Genomic DNA, 18,064 nt, shown 5'->3' on the forward strand with positions numbered 1-18,064 from the left:
GAGGCGCAGAGGCCTCTTTCTTTTTAACGGAAATATTGTTTTAATCCTTCAGTCATTCCTTCTGTGACTCGTTCTTGGTAAGAGGCGCTATAAATGATCGCTTCCTCCTGAGGATTGCTTAAATACCCGAGTTCATATAAAAGGGAAGGGCGTTTGTTTTCTCTTAAAACAAAGTAATCTCCGAATTTGACACCCTTATCAGGGATTTGAGAGCGTTTTGCGACTTCGGAATGAACGCTTGACGCTAATTGCTGATCTTTTGCTGCGTGATAATAATACGCAGTACTTCCTCTAACACTTTGGTCCATAAAACTATCATAATGAAGACTAATAAATGCATCTGCATTTCGGTAATGAGATGTTGCCACCCTCGATTGAAGGCTGATAAATGTATCGTCACTTCTAGTTAAATACACATTTGCACCAGAAGCTCTTAATTTGCCTGCCAGTAAATTGGCGGTTTTGATGGTGATGTTCTTTTCAAAAGCACCGTCTGCGCCAATTGTGCCGCTGTCTTTTCCGCCATGACCAGGGTCAAGAACAATCGTTTTTCCTTTTAAAGAACCAGTCCCAGACGATGAATCCTGCTGAGGTCTTGGCGCTTCGCTGCTATTTTTCTTCGTTTGAACGACCCAGCTCGCCACATAGCCAGTCCCGCCATTCGATAGTGTCACCTCGTACCAGTCACCTTGCGTCCGAACAATGTGATAGGCAGCTCCTTTTGTTGCTCTTTCTGCAATCCCAGCAGAGGTAGAAGCGCTTTTTCGAATGTTGGTGCCGTCATAGACAATGTACGCTTTTTGCTCAGAAGCCGAAGAGGATGAACTCTTTTCAGGTGCAGAGCCTGCTCCTTTGCCTGTGACAATGTAATAGCTTGCAACCCAGCCTTTTACGCCTTTCCCTTCAATTTCATACCAGCCGTTCTGCTCTCGCAAAATGGTGATCTGTGTGTTGCGGGCAAGTGAAGCGACGACTTGTGCATTTGGTGCGGCCGATTGCCTCACATTCAAGCTCGATACGCCAACTGTGCCTGTCTGGTTAGAGCGAGAAGACCCGCCGGAGCTTGATTGAGAAGTTTTCTGCCCCCCTGAAACATAATCAGAGTGAACCCAGCCTTCTGCTTGTTTATAAGAAATTTTCGTCCATTCGCCGTTTGTCTCGAGCTTTTTAGCGGAAGCGCCTTGCGGGAAAGTACCAATCACTTGATAGGAAGTCCCAGGGCCTGTCCGGATGCGAAGGTCGGAAGCTGTCGATGTAATGGTACTGCCTCCTGCCGTGCTTTGACCTTGCGCCTTTGGTTTCGCTGTTTTTTGAGCGCCGGATGATGTGGTGATCAACCAAGAGACGACCCAGCCTTTTTGTCCGTTTGATAATTGGATCTGCACCCATTCTCCTTGTTCAGTGAGAATAGGATAACTTTCGCCGCGTTTTACAACAGCTGCAATTCCATAGCTTAAACCAGGGCCCGTTCTCACATTGATTTCATCTGTTGCGACCACAGCTTGATCTGTTTGTGCTGTAGCATGTGTCATAGGCAAAGAACTCGCGATGAGAACAAAACAAGTAAGCAGCATCATCAGTTGATTGTGTTTTTTCAGATTCAAAACGGTGTTTTCCCCTCCCTTGTAAAACCGATGAATGTTAATTCGTTATGTAGTGGATGAATTCCTTGCAGTTTCCCTAATAAAAATGAATCAATCTGTTTATACTAAATAAAAATGTGATAAAAGGATGTACAAACATGAGATTAAGCAGAAAATTAGGACGAGTGCAATATAATGGACATCGTGATATCGACCGCTGGCAGCATGACGAAATGGATCAGCCAGGCTTCCTTGAAGAAACCGCATCTGAATACGGATGTACGTCAAAAGAAGAGCTGGAAAAGAAAAAGAGGCACGGCAAGGGTTGACAGAGTGGCAGCACCGACCTTATTATAATATAAATCAACACACTTGAAAATTTAAAATGTGGAACTGATGATAGAGAATAGTAGGGTAAATTGCGTGAGCAGAGAGGAATCGCCTTAGGCTGAAAGCGAATCCGCATGGCATTTATCACGAAAGAACACTCTGTAGGTTTCCTGCTGAACGCTCGAAAAATGAGTCAATAGGCGGAGAACGTGAATCTGCGTTAAGGATTTGAGCGGGAACATGCTTGATCATGTTCCAACTAGGGTGGCACCACGGGTATAACTCTCGTCCCTACTATACACATAGTAGAGGCGGGGGTTTTTTATATGTCCACATAAAAAATGAATGATGGTCGTAGGAGGACGAAAAATGAGTTTTAATATTCCAAGAGGCACACAGGATATTTTACCTGGAGAGTCAGAACGCTGGCAGTATGTTGAACAAATTGCGAGAGATACATGTGCAGCCTTTCAATACAAAGAAATCCGCACACCGATTTTTGAGCATACAGAGCTGTTTGCACGGGGAGTAGGCGAATCAACTGATATCGTTCAAAAAGAGATGTACACATTTGAAGATAAAAAAGGACGTAGCATCACACTCCGTCCAGAGGGAACAGCTTCAACCGTCCGTTCTTATGTTGAAAATAAATTGTTTGCACAGCCGGCTCAGCCAACTAAGCTGTATTACATCGGACCAATGTTCCGCTATGAACGTCCGCAAACAGGAAGATATCGTCAATTTTATCAATTTGGAATCGAAGCGATTGGTTCCAAAGATCCTGCCATTGATGCAGAGGTCATTTCACTTGCGATGAGTGTGTATGAGAAAGCAGGCCTTTCTAACTTAAAACTCGTCATTAACAGCCTTGGTGACAAAGAGAGCCGTGCAGACTACCGCACAGCACTGGTCAAGCACTTTGAGCCAAGAATTGAGGAATTCTGTCACGACTGTCAAACTCGTTTACATCAAAATCCGCTGCGCATTCTTGATTGTAAAAAGGATCGTGATCATGAACTGATGACAACGGCTCCATCCATTCAAGATTACTTAAATGAAGAATCACGGACGTATTTTGAAAAGGTCAAACAATACTTATCAGATATAGGCATTGAGTATGTCGTCGATCCAAATTTAGTGCGCGGTCTTGATTACTACAATCACACAGCATTTGAAATCATGAGTAATGCAGAAGGCTTTGGTGCGATTACAACATTAGCCGGCGGCGGCCGTTATGACGGACTCGTTGAAGGAATTGGCGGTCCTGAATCACCAGGGATCGGATTTGCGATGAGTATTGAGCGTTTCCTATCAGCGATCGATGCTGAAGGAATTGAGCTTCCTCTGCAAGATGGTATTGATCTATACATTGCTGCTCTCGGAGATGAAGCGAAGGATTATTCTGTTTCATTATTAAACCGTCTGAGAAAAGAAGGTATCTCAAGTGAAATGGACTATACAGGGAAGAAACTAAAAGGACAATTTAAAGCGGCTGATCGTTTAAAAGCCAAATTTATTGCAGTTCTTGGTGAAGATGAACTTGCACAGCAAATTGTGAAGGTGAAAGATACAACAACGGGTGAACAAATTGAAGTGAAGCTTGATGAGCTGATTCAAATGTTAAAGGCCCACCAGAAAGCGTAAAGAAGGAGTGGAATGTTTGTGTTTGGTAGAACTTTTTATTGTGGAGAAGTAACAGAAGACCAAATCGGTCAGTCAGTTGTATTAAAAGGATGGGTTCAAAAAAGGCGTGACCTAGGCGGATTAATCTTTATTGATTTGCGCGACCGTACAGGGATTGTACAAGTTGTTTTCAATCCAGACTTATCAAAAGAGGCGCTTGAGACAGCAGAATCAATTCGTAACGAATATGTCCTTGATATTAAAGGAACGGTTGTCGCAAGAGAAGAAGCAACGATCAACCCAAATTTAAAAACGGGCAAAATTGAAATTCAAGTCGAAACGGTCACCGTTTTAAATGAAGCGAAGACTCCTCCATTTGTGATTTCAGATCAAGCAGACGAGGTATCAGAAGATGTTCGTTTAAAATATCGTTACCTGGATCTTCGCCGCCCTGCAATGTTTGAAACAATGAAAATGCGACATGAAGTCACAAAAGCATTCCGCCATTTCTTAGACGACAACGGCTTTCTAGACATTGAAACACCAATTTTAACGAAAAGTACGCCAGAAGGTGCGCGTGACTATCTTGTTCCAAGCCGTGTACACGAGGGAGAATTTTATGCACTGCCTCAGTCTCCGCAATTATTTAAACAATTGCTGATGGTTTCTGGGATGGACCGTTATTATCAAATTGCCCGCTGCTTTAGAGATGAAGACCTGCGTGCTGATCGTCAGCCGGAATTCACACAAGTCGATATTGAAATGTCCTTTATGAGTCAAGAGGACATCATGACGCTTGCTGAAGAGATGATGGCGAAGGTAATGAAAGATGTCAAAGGTGTAGACCTTACATTGCCATTACCTCGTATGACATACGATGAAGCGATGAATTCCTATGGATCTGATAAACCGGATACACGTTTTGAGATGAAGCTGGTTAACATTTCAGATACGGTAAAAGACTCCGATTTCAAAGTGTTTAGTGGGGCTGTGAAAAATGGTGGAGCTGTGAAAGCCATCAATGTCAAAGGGGCTGCATCGAACTATTCAAGAAAAGACATTGATGCACTTGGTGCATTTGCAGCGAACTACGGTGCAAAAGGTCTAGCTTGGCTAAAAGCAGAAGAGACTGAATTAAAAGGTCCTATCGCTAAATTCTTTGATGATGCAAAGCAAGCTGAATTAAAAGAACAGCTGCAAGTTGAAGAAGGCGACCTGTTACTTTTTGTCGCAGATAAGACGTCTGTTGTTCATGATGCACTTGGTGCACTTCGTTTAAAACTTGGTAAAGAGCTTGAACTGATCGATGAGTCTGTATTCAATTTCTTATGGGTTGTCGATTGGCCGCTGCTTGAAAAGGATGAAGAAGAAGGCCGCTTCTATGCTGCCCATCATCCATTCACAATGCCAGTTCGTGATGATCTTGAATTAATTGAAACAAGCCCAGAAGACATGAAGGCACAGGCTTACGATCTTGTGCTGAATGGCTACGAGCTTGGCGGAGGTTCTATTCGTATTTTTGAAAAGGACATTCAAGAAAAAATGTTTGGCTTACTTGGTTTTTCAAAAGAAGAGGCCTACGAACAATTTGGCTTCCTTCTGGATGCGTTTGAGCATGGTGTTCCTCCGCATGGCGGAATTGCGCTTGGGCTTGATCGTTTAGTGATGCTGCTTGCAGGCCGCTCTAACTTAAGAGATACGATTGCATTCCCGAAAACGGCAAGTGCGAGCTGCGTTCTCACAGATGCCCCTGGCCATGTGAGCGAGGCGCAGCTTGATGAGCTGAGTTTAGCGATTAAAACAAAAGTAAAACAGTAAAATAGGCGCATGTTTATAGGTATGTAAACGCTTGAAAAAGAAATATGCCTATGATATGCTTTCATCAATCAATAAATAAAGTCCTGATACGTACGGTGGTTACCTAGTTTTGACCGAACATTTTTTTATACGGGAGCTTGCCTTTCCTTTCTGCATAAATGCCTCATTAGAGGACTTATAAAGTCAGGAAGAAAGCACCCACCTGCATGGTGCGGGGTTCAAAACGAAGGAAATGCTGGCGGCGTCATCGGGACTTTTTTGTGTTTTTTTCTTTTAGAGAAGGATGACGGAGAAGTCTGAATATGATATGATTCTTTCGATTCATTTTAAATAAAGGTGGAGTGAGGCACTTGTTACATCAGTTTTCAAGAAACGAGCTTGCCATTGGCAAGGAAGGCTTAAATATACTAAAAAACAGTACAGTTGCAGTGCTTGGTGTGGGCGGCGTTGGTTCATTCGCAGTAGAGGCACTCGCTCGTTCAGGCGTTGGCCGTATTGTTCTTGTTGATAAAGATGATATTGATATTACAAATGTAAACCGTCAGCTTCCAGCATTGTTATCAACAGTTGGCCAGCCAAAGGTTGACTTAATGCAGGCGAGAATCGCTGATATTAATCCAGAATGTGAAGTTGTTGCGCTTAAGATGTTTTATACAGAGGAAACATACGAGCAATTTTTTGAGTATCCGCTTGATTATGTCATTGATGCCTCAGATACCATTCACTATAAAATTCATTTAATGAAAGAGTGTCTGAACCGCGGTGTGAACATCATTTCAAGTATGGGAGCTGCGAACAAAACAGATCCGACACGTTTCAGAATTGATGATATTTCAAAAACACATACCGATCCTATTGCAAAAGTCGTGAGAACACGTCTGCGTAAGGAAGGGATTCGTAAAGGAATTGAAGTCATTTTCTCTGATGAAAGTCCGATTGTCATTCGCGAAGATGTCAGAAAAGAAGTTGGAAATGATGAAGCGAAGATTCGCAAGGCGCAAATGCCGCCATCATCCAATGCGTTCGTTCCGTCAGTTGCCGGACTGATCATGGGTGGTCATGTCATTATGAAGCTTTTAAAGGATATTCCGATTACACGTGTGAAGGATAAATAAACAACCCGCCTGCTAATATGCAGGGGGCTTTTTTTATTTTTGGCGTTTTAAATTTTCATAGACCTGTTTCAATGCACCTTCAAATTTTCCGGTTTGTTTCGGTACATAGTATTGCTTGTTTTTCAGCGGATCAGGTAAATATTGCTGCTTCACCCAGCCGTTCTCGTAATCATGTGGGTATAAGTAATCGACACCTCTTCCGAGTGCTGTGGCGCCTTTGTAGTGTGCATCCTTTAAATGAACTGGAACTTCACCAATTTTCCCTGTACGAATGTCACCAAGTGCCGCATCAATCGCCTTATATGCCGAATTGGACTTAGGAGAAAGACACAGTTCAATCACTGCGTTCGCCAGCGGAATCCGTGCTTCTGGGAAACCGACTCTTTCTGCTGTTTGTACTGCGCTTAACACGCGGGGGCCTGCCTGCGGACTGGCTAAGCCAATGTCCTCGTAAGCCATCACGAGTAATCTTCTTGAAATGCTTTCAAGATCTCCTGCTTCGATCAATCTGGCAAGGTAATGCAGCGCCGCATCTGTATCAGATCCTCTAATGGATTTTTGAAAAGCCGAGAGGACATCATAATGAGCATCACCATTCTTGTCATGTGAGAAGCTCTTTTTTTGTAAGCATTCTTCTGCTGCGGCAAGAGTGATTGTGATATGCCCTGTCTCATCAGCTTTTGTCGATAAGACAGCGAGTTCTAGTGCATTTAAAGCAGAACGCACGTCTCCTCCGCATCCATTGGCAAAATGATTCATCGCTTCATCGTCCACGGTCACCTCATAACCGCCAAGCCCGCGATGCTCATCCTGTAAGGCTCTTGTTAACGCAGCTTTGATTTGCTCTGTTTCAAGCGGCTTCAGCTCGAATATTTGTGTCCGGCTTCGGATGGCAGGATTGATCGCATGATAGGGATTAGCCGTCGTTGCGCCAATTAAAATGATCATGCCATTTTCTAAATAAGGAAGGAGAAAATCCTGCTTACCTTTATCAAGCCGGTGGACTTCGTCTAAAATAAGGATCACCTGTCCGCTCATTTTCGCTTCAGCGGCGACAGCCTCCATATCCTTTTTGTTATGAATGACCGCATTCAATGTACGAAAAGCAATGCTTGTACTGCCAGCAATTGCGGTTGCAATCGATGTTTTGCCGATGCCCGGCGGTCCGTATAAAATCATCGAGGATAAATGCTTTGCCTCGACCATTCGTCTAATAATTTGACCTTCTCCAACAAGATGCTCCTGCCCAATGATGTCTTCAATATGACTTGGGCGCATCCGGTACGCTAAAGGTTTCATAATTATCTCTCCTAAAGCAATGTCTTGTTTGTATAGAGTACCGAAATTTCTTCAAATAGAAAAGGGATGAGTCCTCCTATTATGCTCAGTACCCGTAAATGAAAGTTGGCTGAAAGTATGATATAATTGCTTTTGGTCTATATATCAGCGTATATGAAATCAGAAAAATAATTGATGACATAGAATAGAAAACGCAGAGGTGTTTAACTTGAAAATATCAACTAAAGGCAGATATGGTCTGACGATCATGATCGAATTAGCCAAAAAACATGGCGAAGGCCCTACATCATTAAAATCAATCGCTCAAAACAATGATTTGTCTGAGCATTATTTAGAGCAGCTTGTATCACCACTCCGCAATGCCCGTCTTGTAAAAAGTATTCGCGGTGCGTATGGCGGCTATGTTCTTGCACATGAACCAAACGAGATCACAGCAGGTGATATTATTCGTGTATTAGAAGGACCAATTAGTCCTGTTGAAGTCATCGAAAACGAAGAACCAGCAAAGCGTGAACTATGGATTCGTATTCGTGATGCAGTAAAAGACGTACTAGACAATACAACTCTTGAAGACTTGGCAAGCTACACAGATGACGGGGATCAAGACTCGTATATGTTCTATATTTAGATCAGAGGTGTACCGGAAATGGAACGAATCTATTTAGATCATGCAGCCACAACGCCGATGGATCAGCGTATTGTGGACAAGATGATGCCGTACTTTACAGAGATATTTGGCAATCCCTCTAGTATTCATTCATATGGGCGCGAGGCAAGAAAGTGGCTCGATGAAGCAAGAGAAGTCATTGCAAGAGAATTACACTGTAAACCACAGGAGATCATCCTCACAAGCGGTGGAACCGAGGCGGACAACCTGGCGATCACAGGTGTTGCCATGGCAAGACAGCATGAAGGAAAACATATCATCACAGTGAAAACAGAGCATCATGCGGTGCTGCATACATGTGAACGCCTAGAGAAGCTAGGATTTGAAGTGACATATTTAGATGTGGACGAAACGGGATTGATTCATCTTGATCAATTAAAACAAGCATTGAGAGATGATACGATTCTTGTGACCGTCATGTACGGCAATAATGAAACAGGTGTGATTCAGCCAATCAAAGCCATTGGCGAACTTCTGCGTGATCACACTGCTCATTTTCATACAGACGCAGTGCAGGCGTTTGGCACAGTGCCTATTGATGCAGCAGATCTCCATCTTGATCTTTTATCTGCTTCTGGCCATAAGCTGAACGGTCCGATGGGAACAGGCTTTTTATATGTAAACGAAGGCGTGAAACTTTCTCCGCAAATATTCGGAGGGGAACAAGAAAGAAAGCGCCGTGCTGGCACTGAAAATGTGGCAGGAATTGTTGGGCTTGCAGAAGCTGTTCAATTAACGAAGCAAAATAGAAGAGAAAAAGCGATGCATTATGGTAAGCTCAAAGAAACTATGCTGCAAGTATTCGAAGAGGAATCTCTCAATTTCTCTATCAATGGACATCCGAAAGAGACATTGCCGCACATTTTAAATGTTCATTTCCCTGGCGTCTCCATTGAATCGCTGCTTGTGAATTTAGATATGGAAGGAATTGCTGTTTCAAGCGGATCGGCATGTACGGCTGGATCTGTCCTTCCTTCGCACGTGTTAAGCGCCATGTATGGCGAAGAAGCAAAAGAGCTGACATCCTCAGTCAGAATAAGCTTCGGTCTTGGGAATGAAGAGGATCATGTGAAGCAGGCGGCACGTAAGATAGCAGCTGTTGTCAAACGCCTAGCCAAATAAATGCTTCCTTTTGTTCGTGTGTGAAAAATGAAACAGCGAAGCACCTGAAGAACGAAACGCGTATGTTGTTTCATTGAAATTGGAGTTGATGAAGATGACAAAAAGACCAGAAGATACAAGAGTTGTGGTCGGTATGTCCGGAGGAGTCGATTCATCAGTTGCCGCTCTTATGCTAAAGGAGCAAGGCTATGATGTCATCGGCATATTTATGAAAAACTGGGATGACACTGATGAAAATGGTGTTTGCACAGCAACGGAAGATTATGAGGATGTCATCCGCGTGTGTAACCAAATTGGAATCCCATATTATGCAGTGAATTTCGAGAAGCAATATTGGGACAAAGTGTTTCAATATTTCCTTGATGAATATAAAGCGGGCAGAACGCCAAACCCAGATGTCATGTGTAACAAAGAAATTAAGTTCAAGGCATTCCTTGAGCATGCATTGTCACTTGGTGCGGATTATCTGGCAACAGGACACTATGCCCGTGTTGATAGAACTGGTGATGAAGTCAAAATGCTGCGAGGTCTTGATGCAAACAAAGACCAAACGTATTTCTTAAATCAGCTGACTCAGGAACAACTTGATAAAGTCATGTTCCCAATCGGTGATTTAGAGAAAAAAAGGGTTCGTGAATTGGCAAAAGAAGCAGAGCTCGCAACAGCAACGAAAAAAGATTCAACAGGTATCTGCTTTATTGGAGAAAGAAACTTTAAAACGTTCCTTAGTCAATATTTGCCTGCACAGCCTGGTGTGATGCAGACAATGGACGGAGAAGTAAAAGGGGAGCACGATGGACTGATGTATTACACGATCGGTCAGCGCCAAGGACTTGGCATTGGCGGCAGTGGTGATCCTTGGTTTGTCGTTGGGAAAGACTTGGAGAAAAACATCTTGTTTGTTGAACAAGGCTTCCACAATCCACTTTTATACTCTGAAAGCATTTCAGCCGTTAATATCAGCTGGACTCGTCCTCATATTGTTGGGGAAAACGGTGAATTAACGTGCACAGCAAAATTCAGATACCGTCAAGAAGATCACCATGTGAAGGTCAAAATGACAGGTGAGCAAGAAGCGATGGTGATCTTTGATGAGCCTGTTCGTGCTGTTACTCCGGGACAAGCGGTTGTTTTTTATGATGGTGACGAATGTCTTGGCGGTGGTACAATTGACGATGTCTTCAAAGATGGTCAAAAGCTGTCGTATGTGTAGCATGTTTTCAAAACCTCAACGTCGCTGTTGAGGTTTTTTAATGAAAGGATGAGAGAGCGAATGAATCAAAACGAAATCGGCATAGAAGCCTTGAATCAAGGGAATATCGAAAAAGCAGCTGAAGCTTTTACAAAAGCGATCGAAGAAAGCCCGAAGGACCCGGTTCCATATATTAACTTTGCGAACTTACTTTCAAGTATCAATGAATTTGAACGTGCTTTAAACTTTTTTCAAAAAGCAATTGAACTTGATCATACCGCCGCTGCAGCCTATTACGGGGCAGGAAATGTGTATACATTAAAAGAAGACTTTATGAAAGCGAAAGATTATTTTGAACAAGCACTAAAAGCGGGCATGGAAAATAGTGATTTGTTTTATATGCTTGGGCAGACGCTCATCAAATTAGAGCAGCCAAAGCTTGCGATGCCGTATCTTCAGCGTGCCGTTGAACTAAACGAAGAAGATAATGAAGCAAGATTCCAATTTGGCATGTGCTTAGCCAATGAACACATGCTGGAAGAAGCGGTGACAACTTTTACTGAAGTCATCACGCGTGATCCGCAGCATGCAGACGCCTTTTATAATTTAGGGGTTGCGTATGCGTACTTAGAGAAAAAAGACGAAGCGCTTGAGATGCTGGGTAAAGCCATTGACGTGCAGCCTGACCATATGCTTGCACTACATGCGCAAAAGCTGATTCAAGAGGCAGAATAGATGGAAGGAGGGAAGACCTGTGCAGGAACATCCAGATCAAATGAAGCTTGAGGACGAACCGTTTTTAAAGGGGACCATTCAAGCCGTTATTTTCCATAATGAAAGTAATTTATACTCGGTGTTAAAGGTGAAAGTCATTGAAACATCGGAAAACTTAGAGGAAAAAACAGCATCTGTCACAGGCTACTTCCCCGCACTTCATGAGGAGGAAACCTACACCTTTTATGGCAAAGTCACAAGCCATCCGAAATTTGGTGAACAGTTTCAGGCCACTCACTTTCAAAAGGAAGTGCCGACAACGAAGCAAGGAATCATACATTATCTCTCAAGTGATTTATTTGAGGGGATAGGAAAAAAGACGGCGGAAGAAATCGTGGGACAGCTTGGCAATCAGACGCTTCATAAAATTATGCGTGACCCAGCTGTTTTGTACGATGTACCGCGCTTATCAAAAAAGAAGGCGGATAAGCTGGCCGCAGCGCTTCAGGAGCATCAAGGGCTGGAACAAATCATGATCAGCCTGAATCAATATGGCTTTGGTCCGCAGCTCAGCATGAAGATTTACCAAGTGTACGAGAGTGAAACGCTGCAAAAGATCGAGGAAAATCCGTATCAGCTTGTTAAGGATGTTGAGGGGATCGGATTTATTAAGGCGGATGAGCTCGGCGCTAGAACAGGCATCTCAGGTAATGATCCAGAGCGGATTCGCGCAGCCTTGCTATATACAGTGGAGACAGCCAGTCTTCAGGACGGTCATACGTACATACAAACGAAAGATTTGATCGTCGAAACCTGCAAGCTGCTCAACCAAACAGGCAATGATTACAAAGTGACTGAAATGGATGTTGCCAATCAGATCATTGCACTTGGCGAAGGAAAAGAAATGATCATTGAAGATGACCGCTGCTATCATCCATCCTTATTTTATGCGGAGCAAAGTGTTGCCAAACGCATTCAAAAAATCGTCTCCCAAACAGAATACGCGGATCAATTTCCTGAATCAGAATTCCTCCTTGCACTTGGTGAGCTGGAGGAGCGATTAGGCGTTCAGTATGCACCGACACAAAAGGAAGCGATTCAAAAGGCGCTCATGTCCCCGATGCTGCTTTTAACAGGCGGACCTGGTACAGGGAAGACGACGGTCATTAAAGGAATTGTCGAGCTTTACAGTGATCTTCACGGTGTATCTCTTGATCCGAGTGATTATAAAAAGGATGAATCTTTCCCATTTGTGCTTGCGGCACCAACAGGACGGGCGGCTAAACGGATGACAGAATCAACAGGGCTTCCAGCTGTCACCATTCACCGGCTGCTAGGCTGGAACGGTTCGGAGGGCTTCTCGCATGATGAAGAACAGCCGATTGAAGGAAAGCTTGTCATCATTGATGAATCAAGTATGCTGGATATTTGGCTGGCGAATCATTTGTTTAAAGCCATTCCTGATCATATCCAAGTCATTATGGTAGGGGATGAACATCAGCTGCCATCTGTCGGACCAGGTCAAGTTTTACGGGATTTGCTTGCCTCAAAAGCTGTGCCGGCTGTTACTCTGACAGATATTTACCGGCAGGCAGACGGCTCAACCATTGTTGAACTTGCCCATGATATGAAAAATGGTGTGCTGCCAAAGGATATTACTGCACGCTCAAAGGATCGGTCCTTCATTCAATGTTCAGCTGATCAAATGAAAGAAGTCATTGAGAAAGTCGTCAGCAATGCTGCTCAAAAAGGGTTTTCGGCAAAGGACATTCAAGTGCTCGCACCAATGTATAAAGGAAAAGCGGGCATCAATGAGCTCAACAAAATGCTGCAGCACATTTTGAATCCTAAAAAACCAAAAGGCAGAGAAATCTCGTTTGGTGATGTGGTGTACCGGACAGGTGATAAGGTGCTTCAGCTTGTGAATCAGCCGGAGAACAATATTTTTAACGGCGATATCGGCGAAATTGTCTCGATTTTTTATGCAAAAGAAAATACAGAAAAAGAAGACATGGCCGTGATCTCCTTTGATGGAAATGAAATCACCTTTACGAAAAAGGATTTTCATCAATTTACTCATGCCTATTGCTGCTCCATCCACAAATCACAAGGCAGTGAATTTCCGATTGTTGTGCTGCCAGTTGTGAGGAGCTATTACCGAATGCTTCGGCGTAATCTGCTGTACACAGCTATAACACGAAGTAAAAAGTTTTTAATACTGTGCGGCGAGGAATCAGCGCTGGAGTGGGGCGTGAAAAACAATGAGGATTCCCTCAGACAAACGTCCTTAACGATGCGGCTTGTGCAAACCGAACAAATCATGGATGCAGAACTTGAAGCGCTCCAAAAAGAGCTTCCGTTTAGCGTACATGACGCAAATATTGGCATGGAGGGAATCACTCCGTTTGATTTTATGCATGAGTAGAAGGCTTCCATATGGAAGCTTTTTAGCGTGGAAGGAACTTCTTCCATTCCGTTCATGGAAGCCATTTCTTCGTATGAGTCATGAAGCAAACGCACACGATAAGACTGTTCCGCAAAAGGTGGTTGAGCACATTTTGAGAACATGCCGAGAACTTGAAGGAATGACGATCTATACAGATGAACTGTCCCAATCGCTTGGTTCCATAAAAGATATTTGCTTATTAGCCGGAGGCAGCTGCGGAGGATATGTGTTAGAGGGGAAAAAGAAAGACTGTGCACTCATTCCATTCTCTGGATTTGATCAGCTAACAGACAAAGGTTTATATGTGAGCTGCCAGGAGGGAGTAGGCATGGATTCCTCTGCTCCATTCTTGTTATTTTCGAAATTAAAAAAGAAAATGATGCAGTCGCCTGATGGTGAAAATTTAGGCATTTTGGAAGATGTATACTTTTGTACAAATTCGGGCACAATCGTAGCATATGAACTCTCGGACGGCTTCTTTACAGAGCTATCAGGGATTCGGAAACAGCTGCAGGCTGCCGGAACCTTGATGAACGTTCAAAAGGAAGCACTGGTTCTAAACCGAACGTAAAGAGGTGCTGATTATGCTCATTTGCCCAAATTGCAAATGTAAAGACATCGGAAAAATTGGGGTCAATCAATATTATTGCTGGGGCTGTTTTATTGAATTGACGCTGTCAAAAGGCAAAATATCTACACACCAAGTGGAGGAAGACGGGACACTAAGCAGCTTAGATGATCTGTTTAGTGACGATGAACGTTCAATTCAACTATAAGTGTTAAGGGGGAATTTCGAATGGGCAAAATGACTTCTTCACTATTAACGCTTGGTGCAGGTGCACTTGCATATCACTTTGCAAGCCGATATGATATGCCATCAAAGCGGGATATGAAAAAGCTAAAAAAACGTGTTATGAGAATGATGTAAACACAAAAGGGCTAAAATGATCTTCATTTTAGCCCTTTGTTTTTTTTCAGACCAGGACGCAGTGTTTGTCTATAAGCTGAGCTGTTACGCCTGCCTGTATTCTAATCGTCTTGCAAGAATGGATAAGCTGAAATTGACGACAAAATACATCATAGCTGCCAATAGGAAAATCGGCAGTAAATAGGATTGGCTTTGACCGTTTAATATTTGTGCGTGATGTAATAATTCTGGAAGCGCAATGACGACGGCAAGCGACGTATCTTTTAAAAGAGATATGAATTGACTGACAATTGGCGGCACCATTCTGCGCAGGGCCTGCGGCATAATAATCATTTTCAATGTTTGAAGATAGGTTAAACCAGAAGACCTGGCTGCTTCGATCTGGCCCTTATCAATTGATTTAAGGCCGCTTCGAATAATTTCTGACAGCATCGCGGATTCAAACACAGTTAAAGCCGCAATGGCAGAGGCTGTGATGCTTAGCTTGATGCCGATTTCAGGCAATGCAAAATACGTGAAAAAGATGATCAGTAAAAGCGGCAGGTTCCGAATGGTTTCTACGGAAACCGCAAGCACTTTTGATAAAATCGGAATTTGAGCGAACCGCAATGTGCCGACGACTAATCCAATGATAAAGCTCAAAATGATGGAGATAAAAGCCACTTTTAAGGTGACAGCAAATCCTTCAAGTAAAAAGGCGAGATGATCAGGCTGGTAGGCACCTATAAAATCCATGGTGTTTCCTCCTCTCTAGTGGCTTTTTGCTAATCTTCTTTCTAAATAACCAACGCCTAGACTAAGCGGAATGGTTAATAGCAGATAGAACATGGCAACAAAGATGTAGACATCAAACGTCACAAATGTTCTAGATGCAATAAGGTCACCTTGATACATGAGATCAAACCCTGCAATGACACCTAAAATCGAGGAGTTTTTGACAAGGTTAATAAATTGATTGCCAAGAGGGGGAATAACGATTTTAATCGCCTGCGGCAAAATGATATACCGCATCGTCCCGCCATATGACAGACCTGAAGCGCGGGCTGCTTCCATTTGTCCAAGCGGTACAGCTTGTATCCCTGCACGAATGGCTTCAGCAATAAAGGCAGACGTATAAATGGCAAGAGCGATCGTTCCAGCTGTAAAGCCATCTGCTACAATACCTAGCACGGGTAAACCAAAGAAGAAAACAAAGGTGATCAATAATAACGGAATATTCCGAATAAATTCCACATAAGCCGTTCCGAACCAGTTGAGCGGCCTAAATGGCGCAATTCTCATAATGGCAATGAGTGTACCGATCAAAAAGCTTCCAATCAGAGCAATGACACTTGCACCAATGGTATATTTAAAGCCTTCTAAATAAAGATGAAAGTTTTCAGTGAGAATGGAAAACCGCAGCAATCAGTTCACTTCCTTCCAGATCAACAGGGGAGCCATTGAGCGGCTCACCTGAGGCATTGATGTTAACCAATCAAATATTATTCTTTGATCCATTTTTTAAGAATCTTGTCATACTCTCCATTGTCTTTTAACGTTTTTAAGGCTTTATTGATCGCATCTGTTAATTCTTGGTCGCCTTTTTTCACAGCAATGCCATAAGGCTCATCCGTAAAAGTGCCGCCGACCACTTCGTAATTTGAATCCTCATCTGCCATACCAAATAAGATCGCATTATCAGTTGTCAGCACTTGCCCTTGGTTTGATTTTAATGCTGTAAAAGCCTCCTGATAGTTCTCAAATTCTAATACGGATGCTTCAGGTGCTTTCTCGCGGATATTTTGTGAAGAAGTAGATCCTTTCACGGCCAGCACCTTCGTTCCTTTTTTAAGATCATCAATGGAATGAATGTCGCTTCCTTTTTTCACAAGCAGTGATTGTCCTGCTTCAAAGTAAACATCTGAGAAATTGACTTCTTTTTTACGCTCTTCTGTAATTGTCATGGTCGCAACAATCGCATGGATATCCCCTTTTTGAAGCAAAGGAATTCTTGTTTTAGATGTCACTTCCTTAAATTCTGCTTTTCCTTCATCGCCGAGTATTTCCTTTGTGATGGCTTTTGCCATATCAATATCAAATCCTTCAATATCACCGCTGCTCGGATTTTTTAGACCGAATAGCCGTGTGTCATTTTTTACACCGAAAATGATTTTTTTGTCTTTCTTAATGGCTTCTAAAGAACTTCCTTGTTTTGCATCCGTTGAACCTTTTTCAGTAGATCCACAAGCAGCCAAAGCGGCGATGCAGCAAGTCATAAAGAGCAGCAGGCCCAAGCGTTTCATTTTTTTCATCAAGCATTCCCCCTAGTGATTTAAAATACGGCTTAAAAATAATTGAGCACGTTTCTCTTGCGGTTTTTCATAAAATGCAGCCGGTGTTGATTCTTCAAGAATTCTGCCTTCATCAATAAAGACAATGCGGTCGGCCACTTCACGGGCAAAGCCCATCTCATGTGTGACAACAACCATGGTCATGCCTTCACGGGCCAGCTGCTTCATCACATCTAAAACCTCGCCGATCATCTCTGGATCAAGTGCAGATGTCGGTTCGTCAAAAAGCATCACCTCTGGCTTCATCGCAAGCCCTCTTGCAATGGCAACGCGCTGCTGCTGTCCGCCTGAGAGTCGTGAAGGGTAGGTGTCTGCTTTTTCAGGAATGCCGACTTTATTTAAATAAAATTCAGCTGTTTCCTTTGCTTCTTCCTTGCTCACTTTTTTGACCTTCATCGGCGCAAGCATAATGTTTTCAAGCACCGTCTTATGCGGATAGAGGTGAAAATGCTGAAAGACCATTCCGATATTTTGCCTGACAAGATTGATGTTGGTCTTCGGATGCTGAACAGACACTTGGTTGACGAGAACTTTTCCCGCATCAATGCTTTCAAGACGATTGATACACCTGAGCATCGTGCTTTTACCAGATCCTGAAGGACCGATGATCACAACAACCTCCCCTTTTTGAATATGTAGGTTAATGTCCTTAAGTACATGGAACTGGCCATAATGCTTGTTGACTTCTTCGAATGTGATCATGAAGAACCTCCTCTTGTGTTTCATTGGCTAAAGCTAAAGTGGATTCTAGCACAACTTGTGTAAAAAGAAGTAAATGATGGAATATTTTCTGACGAGATTTTACAGCAAATAGTGACTTTGGATGGAGCTGTATGTTTCATGTGTATTCATTTTTAACAAAGTTAGGACAAATTTTATTTACGTGGATAATTGCAG

At 43.0% G+C, this 18,064-nt stretch carries 18 protein-coding genes, 1 other RNA gene and 1 other annotated feature; of the genes, 13 read left to right on the forward strand and 6 right to left on the reverse strand.

Annotated elements, in window-relative coordinates; genetic code table 11:
* Positions 1-23: 23 nt before the first annotated feature.
* Positions 24-1,577, reverse strand: coding sequence for an N-acetylmuramoyl-L-alanine amidase family protein (locus QSJ46_RS14460; RefSeq protein ID WP_483298739.1), 1,554 nt, complete (start codon positions 1,575-1,577; stop codon positions 24-26).
* A gap of 164 nt (positions 1,578-1,741) precedes the next feature.
* On the opposite strand from QSJ46_RS14460, the gene QSJ46_RS14465 reads away from it, so the two are divergent.
* The 5 genes from QSJ46_RS14465 (at position 1,742) to QSJ46_RS14485 (ending at position 6,469) form a co-directional block, all read left to right on the forward strand.
* On the forward strand, positions 1,742-1,912 hold the full coding sequence (locus QSJ46_RS14465) for a YrzK family protein (protein ID WP_003216250.1): 171 nt from the start codon (positions 1,742-1,744) through the stop codon (positions 1,910-1,912).
* A gap of 58 nt (positions 1,913-1,970) precedes the next feature.
* Positions 1,971-2,209 (forward strand) — a binding site (T-box leader).
* 73 nt (positions 2,210-2,282) lie between these two features.
* Positions 2,283-3,557: a histidine--tRNA ligase gene (gene hisS / locus QSJ46_RS14470; RefSeq protein ID WP_047203355.1), complete on the forward strand. Its 1,275-nt coding sequence runs from the start codon at positions 2,283-2,285 to the stop codon at positions 3,555-3,557.
* 18 nt (positions 3,558-3,575) lie between these two features.
* The gene (gene aspS / locus QSJ46_RS14475) at positions 3,576-5,354 is read left to right on the forward strand and encodes an aspartate--tRNA ligase (protein ID WP_285604898.1); all 1,779 of its coding nucleotides are present in this window, start codon (positions 3,576-3,578) and stop codon (positions 5,352-5,354) included.
* A gap of 77 nt (positions 5,355-5,431) precedes the next feature.
* Positions 5,432-5,612: non-coding RNA, 6S RNA (gene ssrS, locus QSJ46_RS14480), on the forward strand.
* A gap of 92 nt (positions 5,613-5,704) precedes the next feature.
* Positions 5,705-6,469, forward strand: coding sequence for a tRNA threonylcarbamoyladenosine dehydratase (locus QSJ46_RS14485; protein WP_047203357.1), 765 nt, complete (start codon positions 5,705-5,707; stop codon positions 6,467-6,469).
* 33 nt (positions 6,470-6,502) lie between these two features.
* On the opposite strand, the gene QSJ46_RS14490 is transcribed toward QSJ46_RS14485, so the two are convergent.
* A complete protein-coding gene (locus tag QSJ46_RS14490; RefSeq protein ID WP_076840405.1) occupies positions 6,503-7,768 on the reverse strand; it encodes a replication-associated recombination protein A in 1,266 nt (421 codons plus the stop codon).
* A 208-nt stretch (positions 7,769-7,976) separates the two neighbouring features.
* Between QSJ46_RS14490 and cymR the strand changes: the two genes are divergently transcribed.
* The 8 genes from cymR to QSJ46_RS14530 all read left to right on the forward strand — a co-directional run bounded on the left by cymR (position 7,977) and on the right by QSJ46_RS14530 (position 14,837).
* Positions 7,977-8,396, forward strand: a complete 420-nt coding sequence (gene cymR, locus QSJ46_RS14495) for a cysteine metabolism transcriptional regulator CymR (RefSeq protein ID WP_024423125.1) — start codon at positions 7,977-7,979, stop codon at positions 8,394-8,396.
* A gap of 18 nt (positions 8,397-8,414) precedes the next feature.
* Positions 8,415-9,557 (forward strand): cysteine desulfurase family protein, encoded by a 1,143-nt coding sequence (locus QSJ46_RS14500; RefSeq protein WP_107163300.1) that lies wholly within the window; start codon positions 8,415-8,417, stop codon positions 9,555-9,557.
* Positions 9,558-9,651: 94 nt separating this feature from the next.
* The gene (gene mnmA, locus QSJ46_RS14505; RefSeq protein ID WP_039180282.1) at positions 9,652-10,770 is read left to right on the forward strand and encodes a tRNA 2-thiouridine(34) synthase MnmA; all 1,119 of its coding nucleotides are present in this window, start codon (positions 9,652-9,654) and stop codon (positions 10,768-10,770) included.
* A 60-nt stretch (positions 10,771-10,830) separates the two neighbouring features.
* Positions 10,831-11,484, forward strand: a complete 654-nt coding sequence (locus QSJ46_RS14510; RefSeq protein ID WP_285604899.1) for a tetratricopeptide repeat protein — start codon at positions 10,831-10,833, stop codon at positions 11,482-11,484.
* A gap of 19 nt (positions 11,485-11,503) precedes the next feature.
* A complete protein-coding gene (gene recD2 / locus QSJ46_RS14515; RefSeq protein WP_285604900.1) occupies positions 11,504-13,888 on the forward strand; it encodes an SF1B family DNA helicase RecD2 in 2,385 nt (794 codons plus the stop codon).
* Positions 13,881-14,480 (forward strand): PRC-barrel domain-containing protein, encoded by a 600-nt coding sequence (locus tag QSJ46_RS14520; RefSeq protein ID WP_224929033.1) that lies wholly within the window; start codon positions 13,881-13,883, stop codon positions 14,478-14,480. The genes recD2 and QSJ46_RS14520 overlap by 8 nt, the downstream gene beginning before the upstream one ends.
* Before the next feature lie 13 nt (positions 14,481-14,493).
* Positions 14,494-14,685 (forward strand): hypothetical protein, encoded by a 192-nt coding sequence (locus QSJ46_RS14525; protein ID WP_003216308.1) that lies wholly within the window; start codon positions 14,494-14,496, stop codon positions 14,683-14,685.
* A gap of 20 nt (positions 14,686-14,705) precedes the next feature.
* Positions 14,706-14,837, forward strand: a complete 132-nt coding sequence (locus QSJ46_RS14530; protein WP_064497881.1) for a YrzQ family protein — start codon at positions 14,706-14,708, stop codon at positions 14,835-14,837.
* A gap of 84 nt (positions 14,838-14,921) precedes the next feature.
* Here the strand turns inward: QSJ46_RS14530 and QSJ46_RS14535 are convergent, their stop codons facing one another.
* From QSJ46_RS14535 to QSJ46_RS14550, 4 genes are all read right to left on the reverse strand, one after another.
* On the reverse strand, positions 14,922-15,572 hold the full coding sequence (locus QSJ46_RS14535) for an amino acid ABC transporter permease (protein ID WP_269773188.1): 651 nt from the start codon (positions 15,570-15,572) through the stop codon (positions 14,922-14,924).
* Between the two features lie 15 nt (positions 15,573-15,587).
* On the reverse strand, positions 15,588-16,241 hold the full coding sequence (locus tag QSJ46_RS14540; protein WP_107163302.1) for an amino acid ABC transporter permease: 654 nt from the start codon (positions 16,239-16,241) through the stop codon (positions 15,588-15,590).
* 77 nt (positions 16,242-16,318) lie between these two features.
* Positions 16,319-17,128 (reverse strand): transporter substrate-binding domain-containing protein, encoded by an 810-nt coding sequence (locus tag QSJ46_RS14545; protein WP_269773187.1) that lies wholly within the window; start codon positions 17,126-17,128, stop codon positions 16,319-16,321.
* A gap of 12 nt (positions 17,129-17,140) precedes the next feature.
* Entirely contained in the window at positions 17,141-17,869 is a 729-nt protein-coding gene (locus tag QSJ46_RS14550) for an amino acid ABC transporter ATP-binding protein (RefSeq protein ID WP_024423116.1), read from the reverse strand.
* Positions 17,870-18,064 lie beyond the last annotated feature (195 nt).

Origin of the sequence: Bacillus sp. YKCMOAS1 (assembly GCF_030268125.1) — a bacterium.
GTDB lineage: Bacteria > Bacillota > Bacilli > Bacillales > Bacillaceae > Bacillus > Bacillus safensis.

Bases quoted from the DNA above. Each gene is read 5' to 3' on its own strand.
- QSJ46_RS14465 (WP_003216250.1), top strand. From the start codon at position 1,742: ATGAGATTAAGCAGAAAATTAGGACGAGTGCAATATAATGGACATCGT.
- QSJ46_RS14535 (WP_269773188.1), bottom strand. From the start codon at position 15,572: ATGGATTTTATAGGTGCCTACCAGCCTGATCATCTCGCCTTTTTACTT.
- QSJ46_RS14460 (WP_483298739.1), bottom strand. From the start codon at position 1,577: ATGATGCTGCTTACTTGTTTTGTTCTCATCGCGAGTTCTTTGCCTATG.
- QSJ46_RS14520 (WP_224929033.1), top strand. From the start codon at position 13,881: ATGAGTAGAAGGCTTCCATATGGAAGCTTTTTAGCGTGGAAGGAACTT.
- QSJ46_RS14510 (WP_285604899.1), top strand. From the start codon at position 10,831: ATGAATCAAAACGAAATCGGCATAGAAGCCTTGAATCAAGGGAATATC.
- QSJ46_RS14525 (WP_003216308.1), top strand. From the start codon at position 14,494: ATGCTCATTTGCCCAAATTGCAAATGTAAAGACATCGGAAAAATTGGG.
- QSJ46_RS14550 (WP_024423116.1), bottom strand. From the start codon at position 17,869: ATGATCACATTCGAAGAAGTCAACAAGCATTATGGCCAGTTCCATGTA.
- QSJ46_RS14500 (WP_107163300.1), top strand. From the start codon at position 8,415: ATGGAACGAATCTATTTAGATCATGCAGCCACAACGCCGATGGATCAG.
- QSJ46_RS14545 (WP_269773187.1), bottom strand. From the start codon at position 17,128: ATGAAAAAAATGAAACGCTTGGGCCTGCTGCTCTTTATGACTTGCTGC.
- QSJ46_RS14490 (WP_076840405.1), bottom strand. From the start codon at position 7,768: ATGAAACCTTTAGCGTACCGGATGCGCCCAAGTCATATTGAAGACATC.
- hisS (WP_047203355.1), top strand. From the start codon at position 2,283: ATGAGTTTTAATATTCCAAGAGGCACACAGGATATTTTACCTGGAGAG.
- QSJ46_RS14530 (WP_064497881.1), top strand. From the start codon at position 14,706: ATGGGCAAAATGACTTCTTCACTATTAACGCTTGGTGCAGGTGCACTT.
- mnmA (WP_039180282.1), top strand. From the start codon at position 9,652: ATGACAAAAAGACCAGAAGATACAAGAGTTGTGGTCGGTATGTCCGGA.